The 13750-nt window shown below is 73.0% G+C and carries 10 protein-coding genes and 1 pseudogene; 5 read left to right on the top strand and 6 right to left on the bottom strand.

Annotation, left to right across the window (positions count from 1 at the left end; translation table 11 throughout):
* The first annotated feature begins 16 nt into the window (after positions 1-16).
* Together OO62_RS29590 and OO62_RS29585 are read left to right on the top strand one after the other, a co-directional pair.
* Complete coding sequence (locus tag OO62_RS29590; RefSeq protein WP_078617420.1) at positions 17-2797, top strand: SpoIIE family protein phosphatase; 2781 nt, start codon at positions 17-19, stop codon at positions 2795-2797.
* Between the two features lie 260 nt (positions 2798-3057).
* Positions 3058-3402 (top strand): hypothetical protein, encoded by a 345-nt coding sequence (locus OO62_RS29585; protein ID WP_033270706.1) that lies wholly within the window; start codon positions 3058-3060, stop codon positions 3400-3402.
* Between the two features lie 136 nt (positions 3403-3538).
* On the opposite strand, the gene OO62_RS29580 is transcribed toward OO62_RS29585, so the two are convergent.
* The 5 genes from OO62_RS29580 to OO62_RS29560 form a co-directional block, all read right to left on the bottom strand.
* Positions 3539-5941 (bottom strand): ATP-binding cassette domain-containing protein, encoded by a 2403-nt coding sequence (locus OO62_RS29580; protein WP_033270705.1) that lies wholly within the window; start codon positions 5939-5941, stop codon positions 3539-3541.
* A gap of 169 nt (positions 5942-6110) precedes the next feature.
* Positions 6111-6527 (bottom strand): VOC family protein, encoded by a 417-nt coding sequence (locus OO62_RS29575; RefSeq protein WP_033270733.1) that lies wholly within the window; start codon positions 6525-6527, stop codon positions 6111-6113.
* 10 nt (positions 6528-6537) lie between these two features.
* The gene (locus OO62_RS29570) at positions 6538-6912 is read right to left on the bottom strand and encodes a helix-turn-helix transcriptional regulator (RefSeq protein ID WP_051733722.1); all 375 of its coding nucleotides are present in this window, start codon (positions 6910-6912) and stop codon (positions 6538-6540) included.
* Between the two features lie 126 nt (positions 6913-7038).
* Positions 7039-7977 (bottom strand): AraC family transcriptional regulator, encoded by a 939-nt coding sequence (locus tag OO62_RS29565; protein WP_033270704.1) that lies wholly within the window; start codon positions 7975-7977, stop codon positions 7039-7041.
* A 62-nt stretch (positions 7978-8039) separates the two neighbouring features.
* Positions 8040-8963 (bottom strand): NADP-dependent oxidoreductase, encoded by a 924-nt coding sequence (locus OO62_RS29560; protein WP_033270703.1) that lies wholly within the window; start codon positions 8961-8963, stop codon positions 8040-8042.
* A 455-nt stretch (positions 8964-9418) separates the two neighbouring features.
* Here OO62_RS29560 and rsgA point away from each other — a divergent pair, with 455 nt between their 5' ends.
* Together rsgA and OO62_RS29550 are read left to right on the top strand one after the other, a co-directional pair.
* Positions 9419-10552 (top strand): ribosome small subunit-dependent GTPase A, encoded by a 1134-nt coding sequence (gene rsgA / locus OO62_RS29555; protein WP_033270731.1) that lies wholly within the window; start codon positions 9419-9421, stop codon positions 10550-10552.
* A gap of 107 nt (positions 10553-10659) precedes the next feature.
* Entirely contained in the window at positions 10660-12270 is a 1611-nt protein-coding gene (locus OO62_RS29550; RefSeq protein WP_078617419.1) for a DNA-3-methyladenine glycosylase 2 family protein, read from the top strand.
* A gap of 131 nt (positions 12271-12401) precedes the next feature.
* Here OO62_RS29550 and OO62_RS29545 read toward each other — a convergent pair whose 3' ends face one another.
* The gene (locus OO62_RS29545) at positions 12402-12884 is read right to left on the bottom strand and encodes a DUF456 domain-containing protein (protein ID WP_033270702.1); all 483 of its coding nucleotides are present in this window, start codon (positions 12882-12884) and stop codon (positions 12402-12404) included.
* Between the two features lie 524 nt (positions 12885-13408).
* Between OO62_RS29545 and OO62_RS29540 the strand changes: the two are divergent.
* Positions 13409-13750 (top strand): annotated as a pseudogene (locus tag OO62_RS29540) (hypothetical protein); the annotation flags it as partial.

The raw sequence follows: 13750 nt of genomic DNA, 5'->3' as shown, positions 1-13750 counted from the left end.
AGGGTAGATATGAGCCATGGCCCGATTCTCCGGCCGCGTACCGTGGCCACCTCGGAGGCGCCGGTTCACCGGTCGGCGCCAGGGCCGCAACGACCGGCACGAGCGCCCTGACGGCTCGGCCGGGACGGCCAAGCCCTCGAAGGGGCGGCTGCGTGCGCTCACGGGGAACCGCAGCGTCGCGGGCCAGATGTTCTTCCTCCAGATCCTCATCGTGCTGCTGCTCGTCGTGGCCGCGGTGACCACGCTGGTGGTCCAGTCCCGCAGCGACCGGTTCCAGGGAGCGAAGGACCGCTCGGTCGCCGCCGCCGAAGCCTTCGCGCACAGCCCCGGCCTGGTCGCCGTGTTGCGCAGCCCCCACCCCAGCGCGGTGCTCCAGCCGCTGACCGAGGACGCCCGCAAACGGGGCGGCGTCGACTTCATCGTCGTCATGAACCGGCAGGGCATCCGCTACACCCACCCCAAGCCGCAGGAGATCGGCAAGCACTTCGTCGGCACCATCAAGCCCTCGCTCAACGGCCACGTCACCATCGAGAGCGTCCACGGCCCGCTCGGGAACGAGGTACAGGCCGTCGTCCCGGTCACCGACGCGCGCGGTGCGGTGGTGGGCCTGGTGTCGTCCGGCCTGAAGGTCAGGCGGGTCAGCAGCGCGGTCGACCGGCAACTGCCGCTGGTGCTCGGCGCCGGGGCCGCCGCGCTCGCCGTGGCCACGGCCGGCTCGGCGCTGGCGAACCGCCGGCTGCGCCGCCAGACCCACGGCCTCGGCCCCGCCGAGATGACCCGCATGTACGAGCACCACGACGCGGTGCTGCACGCCGTGCGCGAGGGCGTGGTCATCGTCGACGCGGACCGGCGCGTGGTGCTGGCGAACGACGAGGCGCGCCGGCTGCTCGGCCTCGATCCGGACGTCGACGGGCGCCCGGTCGCCGACCTCGGACTGGGCCCCCGGACCACCGAGCTGCTGGCCTCCGGGCGGGTCGCCACCGACGAGGTGCTCCCGGTGGGGGACCGATTGCTGGCGGTGAACAACCGGCCCACGGACCGCGGGGGCGGCCCGCCCGGCAGCGTGGCCACGCTGCGCGACTCCACCGAACTCCTCGCGCTGGCCGGGAAGGCGGAGGCCGCCCAGAGCCGGCTGCGGCTGCTCTACGAGGCGAGCGTCGCCATCGGCACCACCCTCGACGTGCAGCGCACCGCCGAGGAGCTGACCGGGGTGGCCGTCGGCTGGTTCGCCGAGTACGTCACCGTCGACCTCGCCGAACCCGTGCTGAGCGGTGAGGAGCCGCCGACCGGGTCGTCCCGCGAGGCGCCGGAGCTGCTCCGGGTGGCGCTCGCCGGTATCCGCGAGGACCATCCCCTCTACGAAGCGGGCGAGAGCCACCGGTTCCCCTCCACCACCCCGATGGCCACCGGCTTCCTCACCGGGGAGTCCGTGCTCATCACCGACGTGCGGGCCGCCGACGACTGGCGCGCACAGGACCCCGAGCGCTTCGAGCTGGTCGTGAACCACGGCTGCCGGTCCCTGATCACCGTGCCCCTCCAGGCGCGTGGCGTCCTGATGGGCGTGGCCAACTTCTGGCGCACCCGGGAGCGGCCCCCCTTCGAGGAGGGCGACCTGTCCCTGGCCGAGGAGATGGCGGCCCGCGCCGCGGTGTGCATCGACAACGCGCGCCGCTACACCCGGGAGCACGCCATGGCCGTCACCCTCCAGCACAGCCTGCTGCCCCGGGGCCTGCCCGAACAGAACGCCCTCGACCTGGCCCACCGCTACCTGCCCGCCCAGACCGGCGTGGGGGGCGACTGGTTCGACGTCATCCCGCTGCCCGGCGCGCGCGTCGCCCTGGTCATCGGCGACGTGGTCGGCCACGGACTGCACGCCGCCGCCATGATGGGCCGGCTGCGCACGGCGGTGCAGAACTTCTCCACCCTCGACCTGCCGCCCGACGAACTCCTCAGCTACCTGGACGAGTTGGTCAACCGCATCGACCAGGAGGCGGTGGTGGCGGACGAGGACGCCGTGGTCGCGGGCGCCACCTGCCTGTACGCGATCTACGACCCGGCCGGCGGGGTGTGCAGCTTCTCCCGCGCCGGGCACCTCCTGCCGGCGATCGTGCACCCCGACGGCACCGTGCAGTTCCCCGAACTCCCGTCCGGCCCGCCGCTCGGCCTCGGCGGCCTGCCCTTCGAGGCGGTGGACCTGCGGCTGCCCGAGGGCAGCAGCATCGTCCTCTACACCGACGGGCTCGTCGAGGACCGGGCCCGGGACATCGACAGCGGGCTGCGCACCCTCGCCACGTCCCTGGCCCGCCCGGGGCGGACGCCCCAGGAGACCTGCGAGGCCGTGCTGGGCGCCCTGCTCCCGGACCGCCAGCGCGACGACATCGCCCTGCTCGTCGCGCGCACCCGCCTCCTGGAACCCGACCACATCGCGGAGTGGGACGTCCCCTCCGACCCGGCCGCCGTGGCCGACGCCCGGGCGAAGATCTCCCAGCAGCTGACGCGGTGGGACCTGGACGAGAGCGCCTTCACCACCGAGCTGATCCTCAGCGAACTGATCACCAACGCGATCCGCTACGCCACCGGCCCGATCCGGGTCCGCCTGCTCTACGACCGCACCCTGATCTGCGAGGTCTCCGACACCAGCAGCACGTCCCCGCACCTGCGCTACGCCGCCGACGAGGACGAGGGCGGCCGCGGCCTCTTCCTCGTCTCCCAGCTCGCGCAGCGCTGGGGCACCCGCTACACCCCCGAAGGCAAGATCATCTGGGCCGAGCAGGGTCTCGGCGGGCCGCTGCTGTAAGGGGCGGGCCGCCCGGTGCCGACGGGGCCGGATTCCCCCGCAATCGGCGACGCAATACCCTGCGATGCGAATACATTTCCCCAAGAGCGGCGCATGTGCACGAATCGGTGAGAAGTAATGCCGTGTCCGATTTTGATCCGCGGGACGGCCGGAGAAATGGGATCCCGGCTCCGGAAACCGATATCGAATCGCAGGTTTGAAAGGCGTTTCGGGATTCCGTGCGAGGCAAGTAAGGGGGCATGAACGGTCCTCATGAACCCATGCCCGTAAACGACGCCTACCACCCCTACGAACCCCACCGCGACACCCGAAGGGTCACCCGGGACGGCGCCGGGGCAAACCGGGCAGCCCTGGCCCTCCACACGATCGCGGACATCGCCGCAGGGTTTCTGGGCCTGTGGATCCTGCTTTACCTCCTCGAAGCAAACCAGGGAAATGTCTTCGTCGGATTTGTGCACGGCGTGGCCGACTGGCTGGCCGGCTGGTCGCAGGACATATTCACCATGGACGTCGAGGGTCTGCGCGTGGTCCTCAATTACGGTCTGCCCGCGGTGATTTACCTGCTGCTCGGCCACGGGATCGCCGCGCGGATACGCCGCATCTGACTCCCTTTCGGTTCCCGCACGGCCTGCCGGTGAGGCCCGTGACCGCCATCAGCGCACCCGGCACCTCGCGGACCTCCCAGGCCGGGCGCGGGCCGGGGAGGCCCGCTCGATGCACAAGCGGCCGCGAGGGCGCCGGTCAGGAGCCGACGTAGGCCGCGAGGTGCTCGCCGGTGAGGGTGGAGCGGGCGGCGACCAGGTCGGCCGGGGTGCCCTCGAAGACGATCCGGCCGCCGTCGTGACCGGCGCCCGGACCGAGGTCGACGATCCAGTCGGCGTGCGCCATCACCGCCTGGTGGTGCTCGACGACGATCACCGACTTGCCGGAGTCGACCAGCCGGTCGAGCAGGCCGAGCAGCTGCTCGACGTCGGCGAGGTGCAGGCCGGCGGTCGGCTCGTCGAGGACGTAGACGCCGCCCTTCTCGGCCATGTGCGTGGCCAGCTTGAGCCGCTGCCGCTCGCCGCCGGACAGCGTGGTGAGCGGCTGGCCGAGGGTGAGGTAGCCGAGCCCGACGTCCGCGAGCCGTTCGAGGACCTTGTGCGCGGCCGGTGTGCGCGCCTCGCCGGCGCCGAAGAACTCCTCGGCCTCGGTCACCGACATCGCGAGCACCTCGCTGATGTCGCGGCCGCCGAGGTGGTACTCCAGCACCGACGCGTCGAACCGCTTCCCGTCGCACTCCTCGCAGGTGGTGGCGACGCCGGCCATCATCGCCAGGTCGGTGTAGATGACACCGGCGCCGTTGCACGTGGGGCAGGCACCCTCGGAGTTGGCGCTGAACAGCGCCGGCTTCACGCCGTTGGCCTTCGCGAACGCCTTGCGGATCGGGTCGAGCAGTCCGGTGTACGTCGCCGGGTTGCTCCGCCTGGAGCCGCGGATCGGGCTCTGGTCGACCGAGACCACGCCCCCGCCGGCGGCCTCCGACTGCCCCGGCAGCGACCCGTGCACGAGCGAGCTCTTGCCGGAGCCGGCGACGCCGGTCACGACGCACAGCACCCCGAGCGGGAGGTCCACGTCGACGCCCTGGAGGTTGTGCGTCGTCGCGCCGCGGATGGGAAGCCGGCCGGTGGGCTTCCGCACCGTCTCCTTGAGGGCGGCCCGGTCGTCGAGATGGCGGCCGGTGACCGTGCCGCCGGCCCGCAGTCCCTCGACGGTGCCCTCGTAGCAGACGGACCCGCCCGCCGTACCGGCGCCGGGGCCGAGGTCGACGACATGGTCGGCGATCGCGATCGTCTCCGGCTTGTGCTCCACGACCAGGACCGTGTTGCCCTTGTCCCGCAGCCGCAGCAGCAGGTCGTTCATCCGTTGCACGTCATGGGGGTGCAGGCCGATGGTGGGCTCGTCGAAGACGTAGGTGATGTCGGTGAGCGAGGAGCCGAGGTGGCGGATCATCTTGACGCGCTGCGCCTCGCCGCCCGACAGCGTGCCCGACGGCCGGTCGAGCGCGAGGTAGCCGAGGCCGATCTCCACGAACGACTCCAGGGTGTGCTGGAGCGTGGTGAGCAGCGGCGCCACCGAGGGCTCGGTGAGGCCGCGGACCCAGGCGGCCAGGTCGCTGATCTGCATCGCGCAGGCATCCGCGATGCTGATCCCCTGGATCTTCGACGACCGGGCCGCCTCGCTGAGCCGGGTGCCGTCGCACTCGGGGCAGGTGGTGAAGGTGACCGCCCGGTCCACGAACTCCCGGATGTGCGGCTGCATCGCCTCCCTGTCCTTGGCGAGCATCGACTTCTGGACCCGAGGGATCAGCCCCTCGTAGGTCATGTTGATGCCCTCGATCTTCATCCTGGTCGGCTCGCGGTGGAGGAAGTCGTGCAGCTCCCTCTTGGTGTACTTGCCGATCGGCTTGTCCACGTCGAAGAACCCCGACCCGCTGTACAGCCGGAAGTTCCAGCCGCCGGGCTTGTAGCCGGGGACGGTGAGCGCACCCTCGCTGAGAGACTTGGAGTCGTCGTAGAGCTGCGTGAGGTCGAGGTCGGAGACCGAGCCCCGGCCCTCGCAGCGCGGACACATGCCGCCGGTGCGGGAGTAGGTCGCCTTCACCGCCTTCTTGGTGCCGCGCTCGACGGTGATCGCACCGCTCGCCCGGACCGACGGGACGTTGAAGGCGAACGCGCCGGGCGAGCCGATGTGCGGCGTCCCGAGGCGGCTGAAGAGGATGCGCAGCATGGCGTTGGCGTCGGTGGCGGTGCCGACCGTGGAGCGGGGGTCGCCGCCCATCCGCTGCTGGTCGACGGCGATCACGGTGGTCAGCCCGTCGAGGACGTCCACCTCGGGCCGCGCCAGCGTCGGCATGAACCCCTGCACGAAGGCGCTGTACGTCTCGTTGATCAGCCGCTGCGACTCCGCGGCGATCGTGTCGAAGACCAGCGAGCTCTTGCCGGAGCCCGAGACACCGGTGAACACCGTCAGCCGGCGCTTCGGGATCTCGATGCTGACGTCCTTGAGGTTGTTCTCGCGCGCGCCGTGCACGCGGATCAGGTCGTGGGTGTCGGCGAGGTGCGGTGCAGGCGCCTGCGTGTCCGTCCCGGGGGCCCGGCTCATCCTGTCTCCCTCTGTCACGCGGGCCGCCTGTGCGGTCTCCGTCGGCGTCGCCCGGCTCGATCCGGCCGGCTTCGAGCGCTGTGTCCGGGTATCGGTGTTCGGGTGGCTCGTTCGCTCCTCCCCGGCCCGGCGCACCGGCAGAGTAGCTGCCGGTGCGCGGGAGCGGGGCTCACTTCCCGCGAGGCTGGGTGAAGCGCAGCATGTTGCCGGAGGGATCGCGGAAGGCGCAGTCGCGGACGCCGTACGGCTGGTCGACCGGCTCCTGCAGCACCTCGCCACCGGCTGCGCGGAGGCGCTCGAAGGTGGCGTCGCAGTCGTCGGTGTGGAAGATGATGCCGCGCAGCAGGCCCTTCGCGAGCAGCTCCGCCATGGTCTGCCGGTCGGCGGCCGAGGCGTTCGGGTCCGCGAGGGGCGGTTCGAGGACGATGTTCACGTCGGGCTGCGACGGGGCGCCGACGGTGACCCAGCGCATCCCCTCGAAACCGACGTCGTTGCGCACCTCCAGGCCGAGAACGTCCCGGTAGAAGGCGAGCGCCTTGTCGTGGTCGTCGACGGCGATGAAGCACGTCGAAAGCTTGATGTCCATGCGCTTCACGCTACGGGCGGGGCGGGGCTTTCGCTTCTCCATTCCTGACCGGTCGGGTGTGGATCTTGGCGATGCACGCCGGGATGGCGGCGCCCGCGTCATGGGAGCGGGCCCGGTACGCGCTCGGGCTCTCGCCGACGAGCTCGGTGAACCGCGAGCTGAACGACCCCAGCGACGTACAGCCGACCGCGAAGCAGACCTCCGTCACCGTGAGGTCGCCGCGCCGCAGCAGCGCCTTGGCCCGCTCGATCCGGCGCGTCATGAGGTAGCTGTACGGCGTCTCTCCGTAGGCGGCGCGGAAGCTGCGGGAGAAATGGCCCGGCGACATGAGGGCGAAGCGCGCCAGCGCCGGAACGTCGAGCGGCTTCGCGTACGCGCGGTCCATCAGGTCACGGGCCCGGCGCAGCCGGACGAGGTCCTCCAACGACGTCACACCCCCACCTTCGCACAGCGCCGGCGCCACCGGCCCTGCCGTACGGCAGCGGAGACCCGACCCGCCCGAAGGACACCCCTAGGCGGCCCTGGCCTGGCGCCGGTAGCTGCCCGGGGCCTGCCCGTACTCCCGCTTGAACGCCTTGGCGAAGGCGAATTCCGAGCCGTAGCCGCTGCGCGCGGCGACGGTGGTGAGCGGGGCGTCGCTCTCGCGCAGCAGCCGGGCGGCGGTGGTCATGCGCCAGCGCGTCAGGTAGGCCATCGGCGGCTCGCCCACCAGCGCCGCGAACCGCCGGGCGAAGGCGGCGCGGGACAGCCCGGCCCGCTCGGCCAGCGACTCGACCGTCCACGGAGCCGCGGGGTCGCCGTGCACGGCCGACAGGGCGGGCGCCACCGCCGAGTCGCTCAGGGCCGCGGCCCAGCCGTTGGCGTCGGCCGGCGGCTGATCGTCCAGCCAGGCCCGCAGGATGTAGAGGAGCAGCGAGTCGATCAGGGTGGGCACGATGCCGTCCGAGCCGATGCGCGGGTTCTCCAGCTCGGAGCCGAGGAGCTGGACGGCGGCGCTCAGCTCCGGATGGCGGCCGTGCCGCGTCGACAGGTGGACCACCTCGGGCAGCTGGCGCACCAGCGGGTGCGGGCGGCCCTGGTCCAGGTGGTAGTTGCCGCACAGCAGGCTGGTCTCCGGCCCGTCGCCGCCGAGCGTGACCGAGCCGATCGGTGAACCGGCCCGGTACTGCTCGGCGTTGGGCTCCTCGGCCGGGGTGGCGGGCTGATCCGCGAGGATGTGCCCCCGGCCGTCCCGCAGGAAGACGACGTCCCCCGGGTTCAGCGGTATCGGCTGCAGATGCGGCGGCGCGTCGTCGAGGGGGATCAGCCAGCAGGTGCCGTACAGCACCACGTGGAACCCGGCGCCCGCGACCGGCGGCAGCCGCAGGCCCCAGGGGGCGCGGCCGTTGGTCCGTACGGACGCCGGGTGCCCCGTGCGCATCGAGGCCAGCGCCTCCGTGAGGATGTCCATCCGCCTCGCCCTCCCTCGTTTCCCCCGGCGCGGCCCTTCGCCGCCCCTCGTGGCCCGTGGCGTCAGACCGTCAGGACAATCTTGCCCTGCACGTGTCCGGAGCCGACCAGCTCATGCGCCTTACCGGCCTCCGCCAGCGGGAACGTCCGCTCGACGTACGGGCGGATCCGGCCCGCGTCGACCAGCTCGGCGATCTCTTCGAGCGCGGCGTAGTCCGGCTCGACGGAGACGCCGGCGATGCGCCGCCCGGCCGCCTCGACGCGCGCCGCGAGCTCCGGGTTGCCGTGCTCCAGGATGCTGATGAGGACGCCGCCGGGGCGCAGCACACCGAGCGAGAGGTCGCCCTGGGCCGTGGAGTCGAGGACCACGTCGGCGTCCTTGACGGCCTCGGTGAAGTCGGTGGTCCGGTAGTCGATGATCTCGTCGGCGCCGAGGCCGCGGACGAAGTCGTGCCGGGCCGCACTGGCGACGGCGATCACATGGGCGCCGCGGGCCTTGGCGATCTGCACCGCGAAGTGCCCGACACCGCCGGCCGCCCGCTGGATCAGCACCCGGTCGCCGGCCTTGACGTCCGCCGCCTGCACCAGGCCCTGCCAGGCCGTGAGCGCCGCGAGCGGAAGGGCGGCGGCGTGCACGTGGTCGAGCGAGGCGGGCTTGCGGGCCACCTGGCGGGACGGCACGGCGACGTACTCGGCGTACCCGGTCGCGGCGCGGGGGAAGAACGGCATCCCGTACACCTCGTCGCCCACCGCGAACCGGGCGCCGGGCCCGGCCTCCTCGACCACCCCGGAGATGTCCCAGCCCACCCCGAACGGCGGCTCGCCGAGCAGCGGGAAGGCCCCGGACCTGACGGCCACGTCCACCGGGTTGACCGCGCTGGCGTGGACCTTGACGAGAACTTCCCCGGACAGCGGCTGCGGCCGCTCGGTCTCCACGACCTCCAGGACCTCGGGACCGCCGAAGGACTTCTGGATGACTGCGCGCACGGTAATTCTCCTTCAATAGCGGCCGGTTGCTGCTGCCCCGGCTCGGTGTGCCGTGTGGTGCCCTGCTTGATGTCCTCAACCGTAGAGAGCACGAACGATCCGCAGAATGGCTTTCCGTCTCGCCTACATGTCTCAGCGTCTCGCGGAGGGATACGTGGGGGCATGGGGGTGGTGGAGCCCGGGGGCGGGCGGCTCCGCGTCCGGAAAAAAAGGGTTGGCGCCGTCGTCGAGGGCTGGTCTAGGGTCGGCGGTGTTCAGGGCAGCCAACGGCTGCCTTCGTCGCCGTCGAGGAATGCGGGAGGTGAGTACTGATGACTGTCTTTGCGAAGGGCGTTGCCCGCATCCAGGAGTTCATCAATGTCACCTCCGTGGTCTCCGGCTGACTCGACTTCTCTGTTCTTTCTCGCGCCGTGTGCGCGTGGCCGGGGCTGCTCTTCTCCGAAGGGTTCATCCCGTTGTTCGACCTCAATTTCTTTGCTGCGCACCCGTTGTCCGCCTACGGCTGGGACGACGGGTTCGCGGAGAGCTTCACCCCCTTTGCCGAGCAGGGGTTCGTGCCCGGCCGTGTCGTCCGGGTGGATCGCGGACGGATGGATGCCGTGGTGCCCGAAGGCGACGGCATCCGGACGGTGCTGGCGGATACCGCACTGGTCGCCACCCGCGATCCGATGCGCGTGCCGTGCACCGGGGACTGGGCCGTCATCGACCTGGAGAACGGGCTGACCGGCGACCATCTCGACGGTGTGGTGCGGGCGTTGCTGCCGCGGCGCACCTCGTTCCTGCGGTCGACGTCCTCGAAGCGTTCGGAGGGGCAGATCCTCGCGGCCAACGTCGATCATGCGGTGATCGCGGTCTCGCTGGCCGAGGTGCTGGACCTGGGACGTATCGAGCGGTTCGTCTCGCTGGCCTGGGAGAGCGGGGCGCAGCCGCTGGTGGTGCTGACCAAGGCGGATCTGGCCGGGGAGCCGGCCGGGCTGGCGCATCTGGTCGCCGATGCCGAGTCCGCGGCTCCCGGGGTGCCGGTGCTCGCGGTCAGTTCGACGACCGGTGCGGGGCTCGATGTGCTGGCCGCCGTGCTCGCCGGCGGGACGTCCGTACTCCTGGGACGCTCCGGAGCGGGCAAGTCCACGCTGGCGAACTCGCTGGTCGGCGCGACCGTGCAGGTCGTCCAGGCCATCCGGGACCGGGACGGCAAGGGGCGGCACACCACGACCACCCGGGACCTGCACGCGCTGCCGGGCGGCGGGGTGCTGATCGACACGCCAGGGCTGCGCGGCGTCGGAATGTGGGACGCGGAGGGCGGGCTGGCCCGGACCTTCTCGGACGTCGAGGCGCTGGCCGAGGAGTGCCGCTTCCACGACTGTGCGCACGGGACGGAGCCCGGCTGCGCCGTGCAAGAGGCCGTGGACAGCGGGGAGTTGCCCGTACGACGGCTGGAGAGCTACCGGAAGCTGCTGCGCGAGAACCAGCGGATCGTGGCGAAGACGGACGCCCGGCTGCGCGCCGAGATCCGGCGGGACTGGCGGCAGAAGCAGGCACTGGGCCGGCACATGATGGAGCGGAAGCGGGGGCGGGGGTGGCAGGGCTGAGCTGATCACGGGCTCCCTGTGCACGGGGGCGCTCCGTCGGGGCGCCCCGTGAGGGTGAGGTCCGATTTCCGCCAGTCGGGGCCCCGCGCGCGGCGCAGACTGGACGCATGAGGGACGACGACGCCAGATACGAAGCGGTGAGCAGCCGGGACGCGCGGTTCGACGGCGAGTTCTTCTTCGCGGTCGTGACGACCGGGATCTACTGCCGGCCGAGCTGCCCGGCGGTCACTCCCAAGCGGGTCAACGTCCGGTTCTTCGTCTCCGCCGCGGCCGCGCAGGCGGCCGGGTTCCGGGCCTGCCGGCGGTGCCGGCCGGACGCGGTACCGGGTTCCGCGGAGTGGAACGTGCGGGCCGACCTGGTCGGCCGGGCGATGCGGTTCATCGGGGACGGCGTGGTCGACCGGGAGGGCGTCGGCGGGCTCGCGCGACGGCTGGGGTACAGCGCGCGGCAGGTGCAGCGGCAGCTCACGGCGGAGCTCGGCGCCGGGCCGGTGGCCCTGGCGCGGGCCCGCCGCGCGCACACCGCCCGGGTCTTGCTGCAGACCACGGACCTGCCGGTGACCGAGCTGGCGTTCGCGGCGGGCTTCGCCAGCATCCGGCAGTTCAACGACACGATGCGGGAGATCTACGCGGGGACGCCCAGCGAACTGCGGGCAGCGGCGGCCGGACGCCGGGGCCGGGCCGGTGCCCCGTCGCAGGGAGCCGCCGGAGGGGGCCGTTCCGCGCCCGGCGGTATCGCACTGCGGCTCGCCTACCGCGGGCCGTACGCGACGGCCGAGATCTTCGACTTTCTGCAGGTACGTGCCGTGCCCGGCGTCGAGGAGGTGCGCGGGAGCCACGGCACCCGCACCTACCGCCGTACGCTCCGGCTCACCTACGGCATCGGGATCGCCGAGGTCGACGAGCCCACGGGGCCGCGCACCCGGAAGCGGCCGCCGGCCGGCCTGGTGTGCCCGGCCGCGCGCGGGGCGGACGGCGGCTGGCTGGAGTGCCGGCTGCGCCTGACCGACCTGCGGGACCTGTCGACGGCCGTGCAGCGGATGCGCCGCCTGTTCGACCTCGATGCCGACCCGTACGCCGTCGCCGAGCGGCTGGGCGCGGACCCGACGCTCGGGCCGCTGGTGGCCGAACGCCCGGGGCTGCGCTCGCCCGGCGCCGCGAACCCCGAGGAGCTGGCCGTGCGCATCGTGCTGGGCGGGCCGCCGGCGCGCGCCGCCGAGCTGGTCCGGGCGTACGGCAAGCCGCTGGACGCGGTGGACGGCGGGCTCACCCACCTCTTTCCCACGCCCGGTGAGCTGACCGGAGAGGAGGTCGCGGAGCCGGTGCGGACACTGTGCACCGCGCTCGCGGACGGCACGGTCGTCCTGGACGCGGGCGCCGACCGGTACGCCGCGGAGCGGGCGCTGGCGGCCCTGCCCGGGGTCGGCGCGAAGGCGGCCGCGTACATCAGGATGCGGGCACTGGGGGATCCGGACTCCGGGGACTCCGGGGGCGCCGGGGAGGGTGGCCCGGCGGGGGAGCGGGCGGTGGCCGGGGCGTGGCGGCCGTGGGGTGCTTATGCCGTGCACCATCTGTGGAGGGCGGGGCTGCTTCCGGCGGGGGAGCTGTCGGTGGGAGAGCTGTCGGGGTGCGCCGGGGCGCTGCCGGGGAGGGCGGAGGAAGCCGGGAGGGGTTGGGAGGAGGCCGCTCCGGTGGCGGTCGCGGCCCCCGTCGGCTGACCGTGCGGCGCCGACCAGGCCCTCGCCTCCGGCCGTAAGCGCCTGCTGTCTGCCCTCTGCCGTCTGCGCCTGCCGCCCGCCGTCCGCCCGTGCAGCGGCCCTCTGCCGGCCTGTCGCCCGTCCGCCCGTCGTCAGCCCGCCAGGAGGACTCCCGCCCAGGCCCCGACCACCAGCAGGCAGGAGAACAGTTCGATCAGCACGCTCAGACCGATGGTGCGCATGACGGTACGGGTCGAGGCCCAGGCATCGCCGTGGCTGCCGAGCCGGGCCCGCTCCAGGGCGTACAGGCCGCCGACCGCGCCGAGCAGGCCCCCGATGACCGGGATCACGAAGAAGCCGACGATGCCGGCCGTGCCCGCCAGGAACAGCGTGCGGTACGGCGCCCCGGCGGCCCGCAGGTCGCGGGCGGGCAGCAGCCACTTCAGCACCTGGTTCAGGAGCAGCAGCGCGGTGGCCCCCATGAGGACCGTCCAGGCCGGGGCGGACTTGTCGGTCACCGCCCACCACAGCACGGCGGCCCACACCAGCAGCGGACCGGGGGTGCCGGGTACCAGCACGCCGAAGAGCCCGAGCAGCATGACCAGGCCGACCGCGACCAGCTGCCAGGAACTCATGCTCGGGCCTCACTCCCGGCGGGCGTAGGCCCCGTGACGGCTCGTGGGCTGCGCACGTTCATGGCCCAAGAGTGCCGGAAGCGGCCCGGACGCGCTTGCCGGCCGGGCCGCAGGAGGGTCAGCCGGCGGCCCGGTGCCCTGGCGGCACGCCTGTCGTGGGCGGGTGCTCACCCCGCCGCACCCTTGTGGCCGGCCGGAAAGGCGGTACCGGCGCTCCGGCCGCCCTCGGTTCCTGGCGGCCGGGCCCGGTGCCCACGGAGACCGCCGGACGGTGCCCGCCGAGCCGGCTCGGTTCCGCCAGTCACCCTGCCGAGCCCGAACAGCGGGGCAACTGGTCGTATGGGAAAGCTAGTTGGGCGTGCCGCGTCGCGTCTGCTCGGTGCGGGCGGGGGTGCGCCGGTGCGCCCGAGCGGCGGGATCCCGCGACACTCGACGACACGGGCTCCTCCGGAGGACCGGTCGGCGGCGCGTAAGGCTCGTGCGCGCCCTGTTTCGACGGCGACCGGCCAGGAAAAATGCCCGCCATGAGTGAGCAGGGAGCACGGCGCGGCCAAGAGGACGACTGGTGGCGGCAGTTGTACGGCGAGGACGGCGAGGACGGCGGGGAGGGCAGGGAGGGCACGGGCGGCGGGGGAGCGGCCGGTGATGCCGCCCAATCCGGCGCCGCGCCCGCCGCCGGTGCGCCGACCGGTGCCGGACCGGCCGACGTCGGACCGGCGGAGGCGTCGGACACCCTCGACGAGCGGGTCGCCTCGGTGCTGCGGACGGTGGGGCCGCCGGGCTGGGGGGACCGGCCCCCACCGCAGCCGACGCCGGCGGACGCGCCCGACCGTGCCGCACCTGCCGCGCCCGCCCCGCCCGACGAG

Source organism: Streptomyces lydicus, assembly GCF_000717345.1.
Lineage (GTDB): Bacteria > Actinomycetota > Actinomycetes > Streptomycetales > Streptomycetaceae > Streptomyces > Streptomyces lydicus.
The sequence above is the reverse complement of the archived record's forward strand: the minus strand, read 5'-3'. Positions and strand labels throughout refer to the sequence as shown.

Excerpts from the sequence above, each read along its gene's own strand:
- OO62_RS29590 (WP_078617420.1), top strand. The coding sequence starts at position 17 with ATGGCCCGATTCTCCGGCCGCGTACCGTGGCCACCTCGGAGGCGCCGG.
- OO62_RS29585 (WP_033270706.1), top strand. The coding sequence starts at position 3,058 with ATGCCCGTAAACGACGCCTACCACCCCTACGAACCCCACCGCGACACC.
- OO62_RS29580 (WP_033270705.1), bottom strand. The coding sequence starts at position 5,941 with ATGAGCCGGGCCCCCGGGACGGACACGCAGGCGCCTGCACCGCACCTC.
- OO62_RS29575 (WP_033270733.1), bottom strand. The coding sequence starts at position 6,527 with ATGGACATCAAGCTTTCGACGTGCTTCATCGCCGTCGACGACCACGAC.
- OO62_RS29570 (WP_051733722.1), bottom strand. The coding sequence starts at position 6,912 with ATGGACCGCGCGTACGCGAAGCCGCTCGACGTTCCGGCGCTGGCGCGC.
- OO62_RS29565 (WP_033270704.1), bottom strand. The coding sequence starts at position 7,977 with ATGGACATCCTCACGGAGGCGCTGGCCTCGATGCGCACGGGGCACCCG.
- OO62_RS29550 (WP_078617419.1), top strand. The coding sequence starts at position 10,660 with ATGAGGGACGACGACGCCAGATACGAAGCGGTGAGCAGCCGGGACGCG.
- OO62_RS29545 (WP_033270702.1), bottom strand. The coding sequence starts at position 12,884 with ATGAGTTCCTGGCAGCTGGTCGCGGTCGGCCTGGTCATGCTGCTCGGG.